This is a genomic window from Aequorivita vladivostokensis (genome assembly GCF_000952855.1).
Taxonomy (GTDB): Bacteria; Bacteroidota; Bacteroidia; order Flavobacteriales; family Flavobacteriaceae; genus Aequorivita; species Aequorivita vladivostokensis.
On record NZ_JSVU01000003.1, the window covers coordinates 213,866 to 232,878 of the forward strand.

Below are 19,013 nucleotides of genomic sequence, written 5' to 3' on the forward strand. Positions count from 1 at the left end.
GTTTCTTCAAAATTAGAGATTGTAATTTCCAAAATACCTTAAGAAGATGCTAATTAACCAAGGAAATTTCAGCTTTTGAAATATTCGAATATTAATTGAAGTACTTTATTGCGAAACTTCATATTTTGGTTATTTTTGCACTTCCAAATTCGGATTTACGATTTACGATTTACGATTTACGATTTACGATTTACGATTTACGATTTACGATTTGGAATTTGGAATTTGGAATTTGGAATTTTTTAAAAAATCGGGATGTGGCACTTCGACTGCGCTCAGTGTAAACTGCACCACTCGAAGATTCCGAAAAAAATATTGCCAATCATACTTAATTGAAAAGTATGATTTTAAACATCAATCGGGATGTGGCGCAGTCTGGTAGCGTATACGTCTGGGGGGCGTAGGGTCGCAGGTTCAAATCCTGTCATCCCGACTTAACGGAAAATGATCTGGCTTAGCCAGGTCATTTTTTATTTTGAGTAATGTCAAAAGTATTGCTTTTGTAAGTGGATGGATGGGAACGTGAAAAGCGTTCATTTTCCATTTGCACCGAGGATTTCTCTAATATTATGAAAATCCTGTCATCGCAACTTCTTTTCAAAGAGAGTATCGGGAACAGCGACTCCCAATACCAACCTCCTATTAAAGGTCTGTTTTACAAAACCTTATCTTCTTATCATACATCAATGCGCAGGTCTATTTTGCGCCGTAGTTTTGTATCAAATAAAAATCCTTAGCATAACAAAACCTTTTAAGACAAATGATGAAACACATTTTTACTTCCGGCACTTATCCTAAACAACTTGATTTATTGCTTTTTATACTTCGGTTGACGGTAGGTATTTTCATGCTTACCCACGGCATGGGAAAATTTCAAACTCTATTCGGCGGTGAGCCCATACAATTTTTAGACCCTCTTGGCGTAGGAGCCACAGCTTCACTTGCGCTTACGGTTTTTGCAGAGGTAGTGTGTTCCATTCTTTTAATCTTCGGATTGGGAACCCGCCTGGCCGCCCTACCATTACTAATTACCATGCTGGTCGCAACCTTTATAATCCATAGTAACGATGGGTTCGCAAAACAGGAATTGCCGCTACTCTACGCAGCAATCTACATCACGATTATGGTAATGGGTGCTGGCAAGTATTCTATGGACTACTTGTTATTGAGAAACAAAAAATTAATTCAAACAAATAATAATTAAAACTTAAAAAAATGGAGAACAAAACAAATTGGTCAGTAGACACCGCACATTCTGAAATCGAATTCAAAGTAAAGCACATGATGATTTCAACAGTAACCGGAAGTTTTAGCGATTTTGACGCCTCTATCGAAGCGGCTGATGACAGCTTTAAAAATGCTAAATTCCGCTTTAGCGCAAAAATTGATTCTATCAGCACAAAAAATAAGGATAGAGATACGCATTTAAAGTCGGATGATTTTTTCAATGCCGAAAAATTCCCAAAACTCACTTTTGAATCAAAATCCTTTGACGGTGAGAAAATGGTCGGCGATATGACTATAAGAGACGTAACCAAGGAAATTACGCTTGACGTAGATTTTAATGGAATAGCCGTGGACCCTTACGGGCAGACCAAAGCTGGTTTTGAGGCTACTGGAACCATTAACCGAAAAGATTTCAACCTAAACTGGAGCGCGGTAACCGAAGCGGGTAGCATTGTGGTGAGCGATAAGGTTAGACTTATTGCCAATCTTCAATTTATCAAGCAGTAAAAATAGAAAAGGCTTTGGTTTAATCAGTTCTTAGGTTTGAAAACCTTAACTTTAAAAGTTACGAAGGGTATATAAACTTTCGCGATGGAAAATTTCCTAAATAACACGAAACGATTAGACCAAAGCCCACTATTTTAAACGAGTTCCAATCTAAAACCAAAACAGTATGCAAAATCAAATTCAATTGCCAAGCCTTCATTATAAAGGAAATGTAGAAAAGAAAATGACCCTGCATATTTTTTTGCAGATTATGGGAAAGGTCCGGTTAAAAATGACGCCCCGAAAAAACCATTGGTGGTACATTACGGAATATATTGGAACCACTGGGTTTACCACGGGCCCCATTCCTTATAAATCAGGTACGGAACAGTTTGATATTACAATAAATGTGAAGAAACACCAACTGGAAGTCAACACCAGCGAAGGTCATTCAGAACATTTTCCACTTCACAATTCGCTTACCGTTGCCGCTTTTTATCAAAATCTTATGAAGATGCTCCAAAAAGCGAATATTTCCGTATCCATCGTTGATGTCCCGTTTGATTTGGATATCGACAAACCTTTTGACGAAATCACCGAATACCATCATTATGACCAAGATTACACCCACAAACTTTGGAAAACCATGTTGTGGACCAGTAATGTTTTTAAAGAATTCAGTGGACGTTTTTACGGCAAAACCTGTCCGGTCCATCTTTATTGGCACTCCATGGATTTGGTGGTAACGCGATTTTCCGGACACGAAGCCCCACCAATGCCCGCAGACGCGAGAATTTCAGATAAAGATGCGTACTCGCACGAGTGTATAAGTTTTGGATTTTGGGCTGGCGACGAAAATGTGCCCGAACCCGCTTTCTATTCCTATACATTTCCTGCACCGGATGGTTTGGAGAAAGAAACCATAAAACCCACATCGGCACAATGGATTGACAACAATGGCAGCCCCATGGCGCTTCTAAAATACAAGGATTTAGTGAACACTGAAGACCCAAGAAAGGAATTGTTAGCGTTTTTGGAATCTACGTATCTCGCGGGTGCCAAAAAAGCCAACTGGGATATTGAAAAACTCAAGGTTCCAGATCTCAAGGAAATGTAATTGCGTATTCAACATTTTCAATAACCTAAAAACACTGATAATTATGACTAAAATAGAACGCGAAGACAACGGAAAGAAAGGACGCTTTGTAATTTATGAAAACGATGAATTTGCCGGTGAAATGACCTTTACCTGGGCCGGTAAGAATAAATTCATAATTGACCATACGGGCGTTGAGGAAGCGTTTGGCGGAAAAGGCCTTGCCAAACAATTGGTAATGGCAACCGTAGATTACGCGCGGAAGCACGATTTAAAGATTATCCCACTCTGCCCTTATGCCAAGAAAACTTTCGATAGGGATGATAGCCTTTCTGACGTACTTGCATAGAGCAGACTTCAAAAACAATTAATAAAAAAAATCATGAAAACCATTTATCATAAAGCAGACAGCAGAGGCCACGCCAATCACGGCTGGTTAGATTCCTATCACACCTTTAGCTTTGCGAATTATTACAATCCGGAACGTATGAACTTCGGCGTATTGCGCGTCCTGAATGACGATACGGTATCAGGAAATATGGGGTTTGGTACCCATCCGCATAAGGATATGGAAATTGTTTCCATACCCTTGGAAGGCGATCTGAGGCACAAGGACAATATGGGCAACGAAACCATCATAAAGGCTGGCGATATCCAAGTTATGAGCGCCGGCACTGGAGTGATGCACTCCGAATACAATAACGATCCCGACAAGCCCGTAAAGTTTCTGCAGATTTGGGTAATTCCAAATAAAATGAACGTTACGCCACGCTATGGGCAAATAGACGCCACAGCCAATGCCAAACCGAATGACTTTCAACAGATCGTTTCTCCAAATAAGGATGATGACGGCGTCTGGATACATCAAGATGCGTGGTTTCATTTGGCAAAATTTGAAAAGGGTATTTCAAAGGAATATTTCCTGAAAAAGGAAGGAAATGGCGTGTATGTTTTTATCCTTGAGGGAAAGGCGAAAATTGGCGAACAAATTTTGGAAAGAAGGGACGGCCTCGGCATCAGCTATACCAATTCATTCAAAATTGAAGCGCTTGAAAACTCCGAAATACTTTTGATGGAAGTGCCCATGATGCTTCCAAACGCCTAAATAGATTAATTTAACTTTTTGCAAATTAGGATATTCTTCAAAGTAATTTTAAAAAGAATAGAAATCTCAGCATAAAAGTCCAATCGCGCAATATGATATAAGTCATTAATTGTCAGGTAAACATTTCGTATCTTTAACAAATAACGATAAAAACTATGAATATGAAAAAATTGACATTAGTACTTTTCGCAATGCTTGCCACGGTGGCAATGAATGCGCAGGATTTAAAATCGAGCGAAGTTCCAAAAAGTTTTACCGAAGGTCTTTTAAAGGTCTATCCTAACGCTACCGATATTGAATGGGAAAGAAGCGGAACGGATTATAAAGTAGAGTTTGAAGTTGGCAAAATGGAGCACGAAATATGGTTCAACAAAGACGGCAATATGGTAAAAGTGGAAAAAAACATTACACGAGCCCAGATTCCAGCAAATTTAATGGAAATCATAAAGAGAGATTATCCCAACTATAAAATTGACTCCGTTGAATCCGTAGAAAAAGGAGGAGATACAACTTTTGTAGTTGAATTGGAAAAAAGCTGGAACGAAAGTATTGTAATTACCTTCAACACAAATGGGCAGATTTTAAAGGCTATGCGCGACTAAATTCATAACCGTAAATTTAAAATTGAAGGGGTTGAATTATTTCAGTCCCTTTTTTAATAGGAAAAATTGAAGTCCATTAATTCCAAAAAAGATCAACCATTAAAAAATTGTCACTATGAATACAACATTAAAAAAACTAAAGAATATATATTCTGAAAATTGCATTACCATAATCCTAAATACCCACAGAACCAAACCGGGATACCTAAAGGACGAATTAACCCTTAAAAATCTAATAAAAGAAGCCGAAGACAGGCTTATGGCAGATACTTCAAAAAGGGATGCCACCGCTCTGGCAGACAGGCTAAAAACACTTGCCGCGCAGATTGACCATAGCCATAACCTAGAAAGTTTGTTGCTTTTCGTAAATCACGACATCGCCGAATTTACACGACTACTCATACCGGTAACAGACCGCGTTATAATTGACAACACCTTTGCCACCAGAGATTTGGTGAGGGCCATGCATATTGAAGCCAACTATTATGTACTGGTTTTGAGCCAGGACAAAGTTCGGTTGATAGAGGCAATGAACGACAAGGTGGTAAAGGAGTTTGGGTCGCCGTTTCCTATGCAAAACACCCAATTCGATAATATAAACACCATGGAACCTGTGGTTTCTTCCAGGCAGCGCAATCTGATTGCCGAGTTCTTTAACAGGGTGGATAAGGAAGTGAATGCCATAAGAAACCAGAACCCGCTTCCGGTCCTGATCTGTACGGTAGGGGAAAATTATCCCGAATACCTGAAGATCGCCGATCAAAAGGACAGCATTTTCGATATCTTTTTAAATAACAACAGAATTGCCGACAAGGCCCAAGCGATTGTATCTGATGCCTGGAAAATAATGGAAGCCCATATCAAAGAAAGAAATACGGAAAGAAAATCAGAATTGCTGAAAGCGGTTACCCACAACAAATTTTTGAGCGATACTAATGAAATTTTCAAGGCGATCAATGAAGGTCGAATCCAGACGCTCTTTGTAGAAAAAGGCCTGTTCCAACCGGCAGTTTTGGAAAACGGCAAAATTAGATATGTATCAGTTGCCGAACGAAATGACAAGGATGTGATTGATAATATATATGACGAAATGATTGAGATGAACATGGATTTTGCCGGCGATGTAGTCTTTCTTCCGAAGGGAGAATTGGCAAAATTCAACGGCTTTGGAGCTATAACGAGATATTAAGAAATGTAAGAAATGAAAGATTCTAAAAAACTGATTGTAATTACCGGAGGCGCCGGAGGCATAGGTCAAGCTTGTGCAAAAGCCTTTAAGGACCAGCCTATAATCCTAACCGATTATTCGCAGGAAAAAGTGGATGAAGCCGTAGCAAAATTTTCAAAGGAAGGTTTTGATGTTTCGGGGATTGCCTGCGATATAACCGATAAGAACGATATAAAAAAACTGACGGACTACGTTGCCCAAAAAAGCCGCTTAAAAGCCCTGGTCCATACCGCCGGCGTTAGCGGAACGGTAAAGGACATCAAAAAAGTATATACCATAGATTTGGTGGCGACTGAACTTTTGATTGATGCTTTTTACGAACTTGCCAACACGGGCTCGGTTGCAATTTTGCTTTCTTCCATGATGGCACACACGGTGCCCGAAAACAAGGAATACGACGCGGCGCTCACAAACCCACAGGCATCGGGTTCTTTTGAAACCGTAGCCAAATTTGTGAATGACGATTCCGACACTATGTACAATTTCGCTAAACGGGGCGTGCAACTGCTCACCCATAAAAACGCCGATAAATGGGGAGAAAAAGGAGCCAGAATTGTATCGGTCTCGCCCGGAGTTATTGAAACCCCAATGGCGCTAAAAGCCGCAGAGGAACATCCCGAAAGAATGGATATGATTAAACAGGCCACTCCCCTAAAACGCAACGGACAGCCCGAGGACATCGCCGACGTAGTCCAATTTTTGGCGAGTGATGCCGCACGCTTTATTACAAGTACCGATATTTTGGTGGATGGCGGCGTGGTCCATAATATTAAAAAAATGGCATAATGGTATTTTGGAAGGGCGCAAGAAAATTAAATGCCTATTTGCGAATTTAACTTAACAATTAAAAAATATAATTATGGAAACATCATTTTTAAAGAGCTTAAAACAAACCATTAAACACTGGTATATTCCGTTGCTCGTGGGTATTTTCTTTGTGGTGGTTAGCATCGTGGTATTTTCCTCGCCCGCGGGTTCGCTCGTGGCCTTATCGTTGCTGTTTGCCCTTTCCTTTTTGTTCAGCGGCCTGTCTGAAAGCCTATTCGCGCTTGCCAACAAGGACCATTTGGACAACTGGGGTTGGTCCCTCGCATTAGGCATTATCACGTTGATTGTAGGATTTCTATTACTCTTAAATCCCGCTTTGTCGTTGACCGTACTGGCTTTCTATATCGGTTTTGTAATTCTCTTCCGCTCCATTTCCACAATCGGCTTTGCCATAGATGTCAAAAAATATGGCAGCAAAAATTGGGGCGGTCTTTTGGTATTGGGCATAATCGGTACAATTGTATCATTCATCTTGATTTGGAATCCGTTATTCGCAGGCCTCAGTGTTGTAATTTTAGTAGCGCTAAGCTTCCTGTTTGCAGGACTTTTCAGCATTCTATTGGCTTTTCAATTGAGAAAACTCCACAAATCTTCCAAAAGAATATCAGCCAATTTGGTAGAACGGTATGATGCGATTGTGAAAGAAATCCGTGCCGAGTGGGATGATTAATCATTAGTTTAACAATTTTTGAAATATGTAGAATTTTGACAGCTTTTTTGAAACCCATTTATCACGTTTTATGAAGTGGATTTTACTCTTCGAGATTGCTTATATAATTTTGGTCATTTTGGTCATTCTTCGGGTGCTTTATGATACGCGCAGCAGTACCAAGGCATTGGCTTACATTCTGTTTATTTTATTTATTCCTTTCGTAGGAATAATCTTCTATTTTTCCTTCGGAATTAATTATAGAAAACGAAAACTGTATTCCAAAAAAATTGTAGAGGATGAGCCGCTTCGGCAAAGCATCAAAAACCGAATGAACGCCTATTCTGAAACGATAAGCAATTCGGGATTAATCAAAAGAAAGAGTAAGACTTTGGTTGAATATTTACGGAATGCCGGCAACTGTCCGCTTACCGCAAATAACGATGTGAAACTCCTGATAAATGGCGAAGAAAAATTTCCGGAATTATTAAAGGCCATAGAAAACGCCAAATACCACATCCACATTGAATACTATATTTATGAGAATGACGTAACGGGAAAACAAGGGGCCGACCTGCTAATCAAAAAAGCAAAGCAAGGGGTGGAAGTACGCTTTTTATACGATGATTTTGGAAGCCACCGGCTGGGAAAAAAGTTCATTAAAAAATTGCGCGATGCCGGGGTGCAGACCGCTCCTTTTTACAAAATAATTTGGTACGCCTTTGCCAGCCGCATCAATTATAGAAACCATAGAAAAATAGTCATCATTGACGGAATGGTCAGCTTTATCGGGGGCATCAACATGAGCGACAAATATAGAAACGATTTAAACAGGGAAAACCATCTGTTTTGGAGGGACACGCATTTAATGATAAGAGGCCAGGCCAGTGCCTATCTGCAATATCTATTTATGTGCGATTGGAATTTTTGCAGTGCGTCGCATTTGGAATATTCAGAATATTATTTTCCGGACAATACGAACCAGGAAACCTTAGAAGATAAGATTGTACAGTTTGCGGCCTCCGGGCCAGACAGCGAGCAACCCGTCATCTTTTACTCCCTTTTGGAGGCCATTAGCTCCGCGAAATCGAGTATCTTTATAACGAGTCCCTATTTTATTCCCGACGAAAGCCTTATGGATGCCTTGATTATTGCCGTGCAAGGCGGGCTAGATGTAAAGATTATTATTCCGGGGGTTTCAGATTCAAGAATGGTGAATGCCGCGGCAAATTCCTATTATTCGGAACTGCTGCAATTCGGTGCAAAAATTTATAGATATAACAAAGGCTTCGTTCACGCAAAAACAATGGTTATTGATGACGATTTGGCCATCGTGGGTTCCGCAAATATGGATTACCGCAGTTTTGACCTAAATTTTGAAGTAAACGCAATGGTTTACAGTAAAGATACCGCCGCCCAACTGAGGGAGGCCTTTGAAAAAGATTTGCAAGAGTCTGAACTAATTGATGCAAAAACCTGGCTGAAAAGACCAACCTATATTCATTTGTGGGAGAAGTTGGTGCGCTTGACGTCGCCATTCCTGTAATTTAAAGCAATTGAAAACTAAGAATGAGCTAAATAGAGCAATCTAAATTTATTAAAGTATAAACCATAAAAAATATAAAAAATGAAAAACATTATTATTCCTGTTGATTTTTCAAAGCAATCAGAATTTGCTCTGGAAACCGGAGCCATTTTGGCAAAAGAGCACAATGCAACACTTCACGTTTTGCACATGTTGGAGCTATCTGAATCCATAATTTCAAAATCAGATTCCCAAAATATGAACAAAATGCTATTCATGCTCGCATTGGCCGAAAAGCAGCTCGAGCCGTTTTTGGACAAAAAATATTTGGAAGGCGTGAACGTAATACCCGTAATAAAGCGCCATAAAGTTTACAACGAAGTGGATGCCTTGGCCCACGAAATAAATGCCGATTTGATAATTATGGGATCCCAGGGACTTTCGTTACAAGACGGAATTTTCGCAGGGTCCAACGCCGAAAAAATGGTGCGGAACAGCAGTACTCCAGTGCTCATTATAAAATCGCCGCCAGGGGATTTCAGCCTTAAAAAAGTAATTTTCGCGACGGATATGAGCGTAGAAAGTGTACCCGCCTACAAAAAGGCGAAGTCGCTTCTAACAAAATTGGGCTGTGCAATACAACCCGTTTATGTAAACCGTCCGTTCAATGATTTTCTCAGTTCCAAGCAATTTTCCGCCAAATTGAAAAAGTTTTCCGAAGCCGGTGGAGCAAATGAGGTGAAATTTATAGCCGGACATTCCATCGAGGATGGGCTGATGCAGTATGCTGAAGAAACCAATGCCGACGTAATCGCCATAAGCACCAACGCCAGAAAAGGATTGAATAGGCTTTTGAGGGGAAGTATTTCTGAAGATTTGGCCAACCAATCAAAACTTCCGGTGATGACCTTTAAGTTATAAAATTGGGTCAGAAAAAGTAAATCTGGAATCGGTCGTAAACTGGCAAGATGCTAAACCTTGCGTTTTTTAAAATTCGATTAATTAAAGACCTCCCCTTCTGCACTTACTTTTCAAACTCATGAAAAATTCAACAAAAAGTCTCATTTCAGAAGGCTGTAAACCTTAATCCTTTGGCAAATATTGAAAAGGGTCATACCGATTGACTAAGAAATTTCGTAAATTGATAAGCTATTTAATAACTTTAAAATCAAAAGCAATAGAGGATAAAAAATCAAAACTCACAAGACAGACCGGCGCCCCAGTTGGTGATAACCAAAACTCACAAACCGCAGGACCTCGCGGCCCTTTGCTTATGCAGGACGCCTGGTTTCTTGAGAAAATGGCAAATTTTGACAGAGAGGTAATTCCCGAGAGAAGGATGCATGCCAAGGGCTCAGGTGCGTTCGGCACGTTTACCGTAACCCACGATATTACCAAATACTCCAAGGCTAAGATTTTTAGCGAAGTGGGGAAAAAGACCGAAATGTTCAGCCGCTTTTCCACCGTTGCGGGAGAAAGGGGCGCAGCCGATGCGGAACGCGATATCAGGGGGTTTGCGCTGAAATTTTATACCGAGGAAGGTATTTGGGATATGGTGGGCAATAACACCCCCGTATTTTTTTTCCGCGACCCAATGAAATTCCCAGACTTGAACCACGCGGTAAAGCGCGATCCTAAAACCAATCTGAGAAGCGCAAACAACAACTGGGATTTCTGGACACTCCTTCCAGAAGCCTTGCACCAAGTTACCATTGTAATGAGCGACCGCGGAATCCCGAAAGGTTACAGGCATATGCACGGCTTTGGGAGCCATACCTATAGCTTCATCAACAAAGATAATGTGAGGCATTGGGTAAAATTTCATTTTATAACCCAGCAGGGCATCGAGAACCTAACTGACAAAGAAGCAGTGGAATTGGTGGGCATCGACCGCGAGTCTTCCCAAAGAGACCTTTTTGATGCCATTGAAAATAAAGATTTCCCTAAATGGAAAATGTTCATTCAAGTAATGACCGAAGAAGAGGCAAAGACCTACCGCTTCCATCCTTTCGATTTGACCAAAGTGTGGTCCAAAAAAGATTTTCCGCTGATTCCGGTCGGTGAATTTGAGTTGAACAGAAATCCCGAAAATTATTTTCAGGATGTGGAGCAGGCTGCCTTCAACCCGACCAATATTGTTCCCGGCATAGGCTTTTCACCAGACAAAATGCTTCAGGGAAGGTTGTTTTCCTACGGAGATGCGCAACGGTACAGATTGGGCGTAAACCATTATCAAATTCCCGTAAATAAACCCACTTGTCCGTACCACGCCTTCCATCGCGATGGGGCAATGCGCGTGGACGGCAACTATGGCGGCACCAATCATTATGAACCAAACAGCTATGGCGAATGGCAGGAACAGCCAAAGGCAAAGGAGCCGCCGCTGGAATTGGACGGCACTGCCTATGCGCACAATTTCAGGGATGACGATGAGGACTACTTCACCCAGCCGGGCGATCTGTTCCGAATCATTAAGGCCGATGGAAAAGAGCAACAATTGTTTGACAATACGGCCGCCCAAATTGGCGGTGCCGAAAAATTTATTCAGATACGCCATATTAGAAATTGCCATAAAGCCGATCCCGAATACGGAGAAGGCGTGGCAAAGGCACTGGGATTAAGTATGGAAGAAGTAAACAGCTTCGATATGACGCCCTATAACAAATGGGCGCCAAAACCTTCTGACGAGACATAATATTTTTATAATTGGACAATACAGAGAAATAATTATAATAGTGACATTTCCTATTTCACAAATCCCCGTTAATCCAATGATTTTCAGGGATTTTTATTGAACTCGACAATCTTTTAAACTGATATTTATCATTTTATATTAAATGCTTCAAAAGTACTTTTGACACCAGAATTGACAAAAGATGCAAAACAGTTTAGTTTCAAAATATAATGTCGCGGGCCCGAGATACACGAGTTATCCAACGGTTCCCTATTGGAATAATGAAGGTTTTTCCCTGAATGAATGGAAAAAAGGGGTAATGCAGAGTTTTTCGGAGAGCAACTCCAAAGAAGGCATAAGTCTATATATTCATCTGCCCTTCTGCGAAAGTCTTTGCACTTTTTGTGGCTGCAACAAGCGCATTACAAAAAACCATAACGTAGAAACCCCCTATCTCGAATCGGTTTTAAAGGAATGGCGGCTTTATTTGGAAATGTTCCCCGAACGCCCAATTATAAAGGAATTACATCTTGGCGGTGGCACGCCTACTTTTTTTTCTGCCGAAAATTTAAGACTGCTCATAAAGGGAATTTTTCGCGACGCCACCATGGCCGAAAATCCCTCCTTCAGTTTTGAAGGCCATCCCAACAATACCAAGGGCGACCATCTACAGACGCTTTACGATTGCGGTTTTACCCGTGTAAGCTATGGCGTGCAGGATTATAATCCCACGGTGCAAGTAGCCATCCATAGGCTGCAACCCTTTGTAAACGTAAAAAATGTAACCGAAACCGCCCGCGAAATTGGCTACACTTCCGTAGGCCACGACATTATTTTCGGGCTTCCCTTTCAGAAAAAGGAACACGTTATTTATTCCATAGAAAAAACCAAGGAATTGATGCCAGACCGCATTGCCTTCTACAGCTACGCCCACGTGCCGTGGATAAAAGGAAATGGCCAGCGCGGCTTTAAAGAGGAAGATTTGCCCAGTGCCGCAGAAAAGCGCGAAATGTACGAAACCGGCAAAAAAATGCTGGAAGAGGCTGGTTATATTGAAATCGGGATGGACCACTTTGCCCTTAAAACCGATAGCCTCTACCAAGCCGTGGAAAGCAAAAAACTGCACCGCAATTTTATGGGCTATACCGATAGCAAGACCCAACTCATGCTGGGGCTTGGCGTTTCTGCCATTGGGGACAGTTGGTACAGTTTTGGTCAAAATGTGAAAAACGTAGAGGAATATCAGGAATTGGTGGAGCAAAATATTATTCCTGTATATCGCGGACACATCCTGAATGCTGAGGATTTAATTATCCGCAAACACATTCTCAATATGATGTGCAAGCTGGAAACTTCTTGGGAAGAAAAGGCCATGCAATTTGAGGAACTGCCCGAAGCACTTTCCAAACTCAAGGAAATGGAAGACGACGGCCTGGTAAAAGTAGGTTCCAATCAACTTCAGATTACCGAAAAAGGAAGGCCTTACGTGCGAAACATCTGCATGGCGTTTGATGTGCTCCTGCAACGAAGCCAGCCCGAAACACAGTTGTTTTCAATGACGGTTTAGTCAATTTTACAAAAGATTGAGTTTTTTTTCATTTTGTGACTTACGTCATATTTTACCGCAAACACAATACTGACCTTTGTATCAGAAATCAAAAAAAACATTTTATGAAGGTTTCAAAAAGTGTGTTTCTCTTCCTACTGTTACTTAGTTTCACCAAGGGATTTTCACAGTTTACCATTGACGCCGAATTGCGTCCCCGCTTTGAATACAGGCACGGTTACAAAACCCTCTTTCCAGATAATGCAGACCCCGCGACCTTCGTTTCGCAGCGCACGCGATTGAACTTCGGTTACAAAACCGAAAAACTTCATTTCTATTTAAGTCCCCAGGACGTGAGGGTTTGGGGCGATGTGCCACAGCTGAACGTTGCAGACGAAAACGGATTTTCATTGCACCAAGCCTGGGCAGATGTCTTGTTGATTTCAGACCTTTCCCTAAAAATTGGCCGCCAGGAAATTATATACGATGACCAGCGTTTCTTCGGAAATGTGGGTTGGGCACAGCAAGGCAGAAGCCACGATGCCGCTATTTTAAAATATGAACCCAGCTTTTTGAAGTTTCATTTTGGTGCGGCATACAATCAGGATGGGGAAGCCTTGACTGGAAATATGCTTACCACAAATACCTATAAAAGTCTTCAATATCTATGGCTTCACAAGGATTGGGAGCAACTTTCGGCGAGCTTCCTATTTGTGAACAATGGTTTGCAATATATAGACGAAATAGACGAATCAAAAAACGATACGCGCTATAGCCAAACTGCGGGACTTCATTTAAAGGCTAATTTGAGTAAATTCAATTTTGCCTCAAATCTTTACTATCAATTCGGGAAGGACGTGGCAAATAATGATTTGAGCGCTTACCTCCTTTCACTTGAAGCAAATTATTCCGCATTGGAAAGTTTAAAAATTGGCTTAGGCGGCGAGTTGCAGAGCGGAAATGATTACGGCGCCACTTCCGATGGAGAAAACAAAGCTTTTAACCCATTGTATGGTACCAATCATAAATTTAATGGGTTTATGGATTACTTCTATGTAGGCAACCACATCAACAATGTAGGCTTGCTGGACTTATATGGAAATATGAAATATGCTTTCAATAAACAGTCTAACGTTCAATTGGCACTTCATCAGTTTTTCGCTGCCGCGGAAATAGATGACAATACGTCAAAAGATTTGGGCTTTGAATTGGATTTGGTAACTTCGCACAAATTGAGCCAATTCGTGGGTATCCAAGCTGGGTATTCACACTTTTTTGCGGCAGAAGGTATAGAAATCGTAAAAAATAATTTTGACAAGAATACAAATAACTGGGGCTGGTTAATGGTGACCATAAACCCTGTACTATTCACTTGGCAAAAACCCGAAACTGATAATAATAACCAATAAAACAACCACATTTTAAAAACCGAACCTATGAAATTAGTTATCAAACAAAAATTAATTACCAATATGCTTCTGGGCCTTGGCGCGGTGGCATTTCTTTCGGGCTGCGTAAACGACCAGTCAGACAAAAAATATAACGATACGGTGGAAATTCCCGTAAATCAGGAAATGATTGCGGAACTTACCTCCCCACCCAACGTACCTACTCCCGTAGGAAAACGAATGGCCAAAAAACTAATCGTGGACTTGGAAATTCAAGAACGTGAGGGCGAAATGACCAATGGCGTAAAATATGTTTATTGGACTTTCGGGGGAACTGTTCCAGGAAGTTTTATCAGAACCCGCGTGGGCGACGAGGTGGAATTTCACCTGAAAAATCACCCGGACAACAAACTTCCGCACAACATTGACCTTCACGCTGTGAATGGTCCCGGTGGTGGTGCAGAATCTTCATTTGTAGCTCCCGGCCACGAAAAAGTATTCTCCTTTAAGGTGCTTAACCCAGGTCTTTATGTGTACCACTGTGCTACCGCGCCCGTGGGAATGCACATTGCCAACGGAATGTACGGGCTTATTTTGGTAGAGCCGGAAGGTGGCTTACCTCCAGTGGACAAAGAATATTATATTATGCAGGGTGATTTCTATACCGAAGGCAAATACGGCGATCGTGGCCTACAGGCGTTCGATATGCAAAAAGCCATCGATGAAAAGGCAGATTATGTGGTATTCAATGGTCACGTAGGTGCAATGACAGGCGACAATGCCATAACCGCGAAGGTTGGTGAAAAAGTCCGTCTTTTTGTTGGAAATGGCGGGCCTAACTTGGTTTCTTCATTCCACGTTATTGGAGAAATTTTTGACAAAGTATATGTGGAAGGCGGTGACTTAGTAAACGATAATGTACAGACAACACTAATTCCTGCGGGTGGCGCGGCAATTGTGGAGTTCCGCGTGGATGTTCCCGGTACATTTATACTTGTGGACCACTCCATTTTCAGAGCCTTTAATAAAGGTGCTTTGGCTATGTTGAAAGTAGAAGGTGAAGAAGACAAGCGTATCTATTCTGGTGAAATTCACGATGGAATTTACCTGCCGGAAGGTGGAGCTATCCAGTCTATGCCAAACGGAGCGAGAAAAGAACCCAAGGAAGAAGTAAAAGCCTTAAGTTTTGAGGAGCGTATGACCTTTGGTAAAGATAAATATATGGCTACTTGTTCTGCATGTCACCAAGCTGATGGTAAAGGTATTGAAAACGCCTTTCCTCCATTGGCAAATTCAGACTATTTAAATGCTGATGTGGACAGGGCTATTGATATTGTTTTGCACGGAAAATCGGGCGAAATAACCGTAAACGGCAAAAAATACAATAGCGTAATGACTGCTCAGGCACTTACAGATGAAGAAGTATCAAACGTACTTACTTACGTTTATAATAGTTGGGGCAACTCCAAAAAAGAGGTTACTCCAGAAATGGTTAAAGCCGTTAGAAATAAATAATAAATTTGATCAGATTGAAGTTTAATAGCGCCGCCCTTTCCGTAGTCCTTTCTTTAATATTTTGTGGAGTTACCGCACAAAATAATAAGATGAGCTTAGTGAAGGGCGGTGTTTATTTACCGCTTTACGGTGCTGAGGACAGAACTGTAAAAGTGGAGCCATTTTTAATGGACGTATATCCAGTAACTAATGCAGATTTTCTAAAATTCGTTGAAGAAAATCCGCAGTGGAAAAAGAGCAACGTAAAACCCCTATTTGCCGATAAAAGTTATTTGACCAATTGGAAAAATGACCAAACCTTTCAAGGGCTACCAAATGCCCCAGTAACTAACATTTCGTGGTTTGCTGCCAAAAAATACTGCGAATGCCAAGGCAAACGTTTACCGACCATGGACGAATGGGAATTCGCCGCTATGGCCAATGAAAAAGTGCAGGATGCCCGAAGGATAGAATCCTACAACCAGTTTATTTTAAACTGGTATGAAACCCCAAAAACATTTAAAAACCCCATAGGTGAAACCTTCAAAAATTATTGGGGAATCTATGATCTTCACGGTTTGGTGTGGGAATGGACATTGGATTTTAATTCTGTCCTAATCTCAGGGGAATCCCGAAAAGACGGAGACAAAGACTCAAATCTATTCTGCGGAAGCGCGGCCATCGGTGCTTCAGACTTAATGAATTACGCAGCCTTTATGCGCTATGCCTTTCGCGGAAGTATGAAAGCGCGCTATTCTTCCCAAAACTTAGGCTTTCGTTGTGCGAAGGATGTTGAAAACTAAAAATTAGCAAGATGAAATATTTAAGATATGTCGCAATAATAATTGCATTGGTGGGTTTATTTTCATGCAATAATAATTCAGAAAAAGATGTTGAAGCCATAACAGCTTCTAAAGTAAAAAAGGCAGCGAATGAAGCAATTCCGGAAATGTCCATCTATAACCTTCCCTCCCACTGGACTACAAAGAATGGTGAAGAAATTGAACTAAAGGATTTGCAGGGAAAAGTTGTGGTTATGGTTATGATCTATACCACCTGTAAGGCCGCTTGCCCGCGTTTGGTTGCAGATATGCGAAATATTGAAAAACAAGTGCCTGAGGAAAAAAAGGACGACGTACAATATGTTTTTGTAAGTATAGATCCAGAAACCGATACGCCTGAAAGACTCAAAGCTTTTAGTAAAGAAAATGAAATGGAAGATGATAAATGGCTCTTCCTGCGAGGCACAGAAGCCGACACGCGTGAATTTGCGGCTGTCTTAGCGGTTAATTACAAAGAGATTTCGCCAATGGATTTTTCGCACTCAAACATAATAAGTGTTTTTGACCAGCGCGGCGAAATGGTTCATCAGCAAGAAGGGCTGGGCGTGGACAACAAAGAAACCATTGCAGCAATTATTGAATTGGCAAAATAAAAATTTTTGGCAATCCGTCAAAAAAGTCTGTTTCCATTATGAAGCAGACTTTTTTTTACTTCAAATTCTCCGGGTGATCGTTCTTTTTAGGCTTGTTATGAACCATCCCTTTTTTGTTCCTGCGCTTTTTCTTAACATAAAAAAGCAGTCCGCCAATAATAGCAAAAGCTACAATTATGGAGATAATGGTAGCAATTACCCCTCCGGAATAGTCCACTAAGTAGATACTGTCTATATTTTGCATAACGGTAATTTTAAATTTAAGTTACTAAAAAATAAAGAGAATTACTCATTCTTCTCCCCTTTCATCACAAAGTTTATTACCATCGCGCTCAGCACTACACAAACCACTGCGAAAACGATTATTAGTGCGGTACCTATGCCCCAATTTGCTAAAGGAATCATTGCATTTATCATAATTTGAATATTTTATTGGTTACTGATTTGTTTTGTTTTCTGAGGCTACGGTCTTACAGTCATAATTGGCCTCAACGTTTTCGGTCATTGGTTTGGGTGATACATAGGGAATCCCCAGCCCCAAGCCTCGAACTATAAAAAGACAGCCTATAATTACCATCAACACAGGAATGGCACGACGGATGCGCTGCCTTACCTGAGCGTTTAAAAAATTACCCAAATATATGGCGGAAGTCATTAAAGGAATGGTTCCCAGTCCGAAGACGGCCATATACAAACTTCCCTGTAGGGCATTGCCAGAAGCGATAGCTCCAAAAACTGCCATATATACCAACCCACACGGTAGGAAACCGTTTAAGAAACCGATAGTCAAAAAAGTATCTGGAGTTTTCTTTTTGAGTTCCTTTCCCAGCGCCGACTTTACTTTGGAAATGATACGATAAATTGGTTTAGAAAAATTGTAATTGTTGAAAGTTTTCTGCGGAATAAATATTACCGCAAGCATCAAAACTCCTATGAAAATAGAAAGTTGTTGCTGAAAACCGAAGAGATTCAAACTTTTTCCCACCAATCCGAAAACGAGCCCAATAATACTGTAAGCGAAAATTCTTCCGAAATGATAGAGAAAAATCTGCCCAACTTTCTTCACATTATTACTTCTGTCCACCGGCAACAGAAATGCTATGGGACCACACATTCCCACGCAGTGGAAGCTTCCCAGTAATCCGAATATGAGGGCGGTGTATAGCATTTTTTTGTTTCTGGTTTCTGTGTTAAGCGTTAAGGGTTAAGGGTTAAGGGTTAATTTAATACATTTTCAAAATTTGAATGAAACCTAGACTTTTAAACTTCTCAACTCATCCACTAATAAACTATTTCCTTTTTATATAAATAATCCTTTCCTTCATAACTCCATTGTACAATTGTGTTCCATCGTCCGGCTACCAATCGTTCATCGGGGATCAATAGTCTGTTAGACGAAAGCTTTAAAGGCTCTTGAAAATCAAGCTTTTTATTGGACGGTCTATACAGAAAAACAGTACCTGTAATTTTGGAATAATCCAAGTTTCCCGGAAACGTGAGCATCCAGCCTTGGTCCGTTTTTTCACCTGTAATATTGACCGTTAGGGAGTTTGAATTGGCTCTATCATCAATTTCCTTTTGATAGACCAATTCCTTCTTATAATATTCTTCGGTAACCAGATCGTAATCGTACTGCTTATCGGTACTTATTTTTATTACGAAAAATAGGATAAAGCCTATAAAAAGTACCATCCCAATCACCAATCCTGTTCCCCAATTTATTTTCATAG

Annotated in this window: 20 protein-coding genes and 1 tRNA gene; 18 read left to right on the forward strand and 3 right to left on the reverse strand. The window is 40.8% G+C overall.

What is annotated here, in order from left to right; translation table 11 throughout:
- Positions 1 to 359 precede the first annotated feature (359 nt).
- From MB09_RS05895 to MB09_RS05980, 18 genes are all read left to right on the forward strand, one after another.
- Positions 360 to 433: transfer RNA gene (locus tag MB09_RS05895), tRNA-Pro, on the forward strand.
- Positions 434 to 760: 327 nt separating this feature from the next.
- Positions 761 to 1,204, forward strand: a complete 444-nt coding sequence (locus MB09_RS05900) for a DoxX family protein (protein ID WP_084709046.1) — start codon at positions 761 to 763, stop codon at positions 1,202 to 1,204.
- An 11-nt stretch (positions 1,205 to 1,215) separates the two neighbouring features.
- Positions 1,216 to 1,734, forward strand: coding sequence for a YceI family protein (locus tag MB09_RS05905; protein ID WP_045079965.1), 519 nt, complete (start codon positions 1,216 to 1,218; stop codon positions 1,732 to 1,734).
- A gap of 166 nt (positions 1,735 to 1,900) precedes the next feature.
- Complete coding sequence (locus tag MB09_RS05910) at positions 1,901 to 2,830, forward strand: DUF5996 family protein (RefSeq protein ID WP_052671302.1); 930 nt, start codon at positions 1,901 to 1,903, stop codon at positions 2,828 to 2,830.
- 43 nt (positions 2,831 to 2,873) lie between these two features.
- Positions 2,874 to 3,158: a GNAT family N-acetyltransferase gene (locus tag MB09_RS05915; RefSeq protein WP_045079966.1), complete on the forward strand. Its 285-nt coding sequence runs from the start codon at positions 2,874 to 2,876 to the stop codon at positions 3,156 to 3,158.
- A 33-nt stretch (positions 3,159 to 3,191) separates the two neighbouring features.
- Positions 3,192 to 3,914: a pirin family protein gene (locus tag MB09_RS05920; protein ID WP_045079967.1), complete on the forward strand. Its 723-nt coding sequence runs from the start codon at positions 3,192 to 3,194 to the stop codon at positions 3,912 to 3,914.
- Positions 3,915 to 4,075: 161 nt separating this feature from the next.
- Positions 4,076 to 4,516, forward strand: coding sequence for a PepSY-like domain-containing protein (locus MB09_RS05925; protein WP_165586679.1), 441 nt, complete (start codon positions 4,076 to 4,078; stop codon positions 4,514 to 4,516).
- Positions 4,517 to 4,631: 115 nt separating this feature from the next.
- Entirely contained in the window at positions 4,632 to 5,705 is a 1,074-nt protein-coding gene (locus tag MB09_RS05930; protein WP_045079969.1) for an AOC03_06830 family ribosome hibernation factor, read from the forward strand.
- 12 nt (positions 5,706 to 5,717) lie between these two features.
- The gene (locus MB09_RS05935) at positions 5,718 to 6,530 is read left to right on the forward strand and encodes an SDR family oxidoreductase (RefSeq protein WP_045079970.1); all 813 of its coding nucleotides are present in this window, start codon (positions 5,718 to 5,720) and stop codon (positions 6,528 to 6,530) included.
- A gap of 73 nt (positions 6,531 to 6,603) precedes the next feature.
- Positions 6,604 to 7,242, forward strand: a complete 639-nt coding sequence (locus MB09_RS05940) for an HdeD family acid-resistance protein (protein ID WP_045079971.1) — start codon at positions 6,604 to 6,606, stop codon at positions 7,240 to 7,242.
- Positions 7,243 to 7,312: 70 nt separating this feature from the next.
- Entirely contained in the window at positions 7,313 to 8,767 is a 1,455-nt protein-coding gene (cls, locus tag MB09_RS05945) for a cardiolipin synthase (protein WP_045079972.1), read from the forward strand.
- Between the two features lie 81 nt (positions 8,768 to 8,848).
- Positions 8,849 to 9,667: a universal stress protein gene (locus MB09_RS05950; protein WP_045079973.1), complete on the forward strand. Its 819-nt coding sequence runs from the start codon at positions 8,849 to 8,851 to the stop codon at positions 9,665 to 9,667.
- A gap of 256 nt (positions 9,668 to 9,923) precedes the next feature.
- Positions 9,924 to 11,441: a catalase gene (locus tag MB09_RS05955; protein WP_045080179.1), complete on the forward strand. Its 1,518-nt coding sequence runs from the start codon at positions 9,924 to 9,926 to the stop codon at positions 11,439 to 11,441.
- A gap of 181 nt (positions 11,442 to 11,622) precedes the next feature.
- On the forward strand, positions 11,623 to 12,987 hold the full coding sequence (gene hemN / locus MB09_RS05960; RefSeq protein WP_045079974.1) for an oxygen-independent coproporphyrinogen III oxidase: 1,365 nt from the start codon (positions 11,623 to 11,625) through the stop codon (positions 12,985 to 12,987).
- A 104-nt stretch (positions 12,988 to 13,091) separates the two neighbouring features.
- Positions 13,092 to 14,375 (forward strand): alginate export family protein, encoded by a 1,284-nt coding sequence (locus MB09_RS05965; RefSeq protein WP_045079975.1) that lies wholly within the window; start codon positions 13,092 to 13,094, stop codon positions 14,373 to 14,375.
- A 27-nt stretch (positions 14,376 to 14,402) separates the two neighbouring features.
- Entirely contained in the window at positions 14,403 to 15,869 is a 1,467-nt protein-coding gene (gene nirK / locus MB09_RS05970; protein WP_045079976.1) for a copper-containing nitrite reductase, read from the forward strand.
- Between the two features lie 89 nt (positions 15,870 to 15,958).
- Entirely contained in the window at positions 15,959 to 16,651 is a 693-nt protein-coding gene (locus MB09_RS05975; RefSeq protein ID WP_165586680.1) for a formylglycine-generating enzyme family protein, read from the forward strand.
- Positions 16,652 to 16,662: 11 nt separating this feature from the next.
- Positions 16,663 to 17,283, forward strand: coding sequence for an SCO family protein (locus MB09_RS05980; protein WP_045079977.1), 621 nt, complete (start codon positions 16,663 to 16,665; stop codon positions 17,281 to 17,283).
- 55 nt (positions 17,284 to 17,338) lie between these two features.
- Here MB09_RS05980 and MB09_RS05985 read toward each other — a convergent pair whose 3' ends face one another.
- The 3 genes from MB09_RS05985 to MB09_RS05995 form a co-directional block, all read right to left on the reverse strand.
- Positions 17,339 to 17,527 (reverse strand): LPXTG cell wall anchor domain-containing protein, encoded by a 189-nt coding sequence (locus MB09_RS05985; protein WP_045079978.1) that lies wholly within the window; start codon positions 17,525 to 17,527, stop codon positions 17,339 to 17,341.
- A 192-nt stretch (positions 17,528 to 17,719) separates the two neighbouring features.
- Positions 17,720 to 18,451 (reverse strand): sulfite exporter TauE/SafE family protein, encoded by a 732-nt coding sequence (locus tag MB09_RS05990; RefSeq protein ID WP_045079979.1) that lies wholly within the window; start codon positions 18,449 to 18,451, stop codon positions 17,720 to 17,722.
- Between the two features lie 113 nt (positions 18,452 to 18,564).
- Complete coding sequence (locus MB09_RS05995) at positions 18,565 to 19,011, reverse strand: FixH family protein (protein ID WP_045079980.1); 447 nt, start codon at positions 19,009 to 19,011, stop codon at positions 18,565 to 18,567.
- Positions 19,012 to 19,013 lie beyond the last annotated feature (2 nt).

Coding starts and splice junctions, on each gene's coding strand:
- MB09_RS05900 (WP_084709046.1), top strand. CDS start 761: ATGATGAAACACATTTTTACTTCCGGCACTTATCCTAAACAACTTGAT.
- MB09_RS05905 (WP_045079965.1), top strand. CDS start 1,216: ATGGAGAACAAAACAAATTGGTCAGTAGACACCGCACATTCTGAAATC.
- MB09_RS05910 (WP_052671302.1), top strand. CDS start 1,901: ATGCAAAATCAAATTCAATTGCCAAGCCTTCATTATAAAGGAAATGTA.
- MB09_RS05915 (WP_045079966.1), top strand. CDS start 2,874: ATGACTAAAATAGAACGCGAAGACAACGGAAAGAAAGGACGCTTTGTA.
- MB09_RS05920 (WP_045079967.1), top strand. CDS start 3,192: ATGAAAACCATTTATCATAAAGCAGACAGCAGAGGCCACGCCAATCAC.
- MB09_RS05925 (WP_165586679.1), top strand. CDS start 4,076: ATGAAAAAATTGACATTAGTACTTTTCGCAATGCTTGCCACGGTGGCA.
- MB09_RS05930 (WP_045079969.1), top strand. CDS start 4,632: ATGAATACAACATTAAAAAAACTAAAGAATATATATTCTGAAAATTGC.
- MB09_RS05935 (WP_045079970.1), top strand. CDS start 5,718: ATGAAAGATTCTAAAAAACTGATTGTAATTACCGGAGGCGCCGGAGGC.
- MB09_RS05940 (WP_045079971.1), top strand. CDS start 6,604: ATGGAAACATCATTTTTAAAGAGCTTAAAACAAACCATTAAACACTGG.
- cls (WP_045079972.1), top strand. CDS start 7,313: ATGAAGTGGATTTTACTCTTCGAGATTGCTTATATAATTTTGGTCATT.
- MB09_RS05950 (WP_045079973.1), top strand. CDS start 8,849: ATGAAAAACATTATTATTCCTGTTGATTTTTCAAAGCAATCAGAATTT.
- hemN (WP_045079974.1), top strand. CDS start 11,623: ATGCAAAACAGTTTAGTTTCAAAATATAATGTCGCGGGCCCGAGATAC.
- MB09_RS05965 (WP_045079975.1), top strand. CDS start 13,092: ATGAAGGTTTCAAAAAGTGTGTTTCTCTTCCTACTGTTACTTAGTTTC.
- nirK (WP_045079976.1), top strand. CDS start 14,403: ATGAAATTAGTTATCAAACAAAAATTAATTACCAATATGCTTCTGGGC.
- MB09_RS05975 (WP_165586680.1), top strand. CDS start 15,959: ATGAGCTTAGTGAAGGGCGGTGTTTATTTACCGCTTTACGGTGCTGAG.
- MB09_RS05980 (WP_045079977.1), top strand. CDS start 16,663: ATGAAATATTTAAGATATGTCGCAATAATAATTGCATTGGTGGGTTTA.
- MB09_RS05985 (WP_045079978.1), bottom strand. CDS start 17,527: ATGCAAAATATAGACAGTATCTACTTAGTGGACTATTCCGGAGGGGTA.
- MB09_RS05990 (WP_045079979.1), bottom strand. CDS start 18,451: ATGCTATACACCGCCCTCATATTCGGATTACTGGGAAGCTTCCACTGC.
- MB09_RS05995 (WP_045079980.1), bottom strand. CDS start 19,011: ATGAAAATAAATTGGGGAACAGGATTGGTGATTGGGATGGTACTTTTT.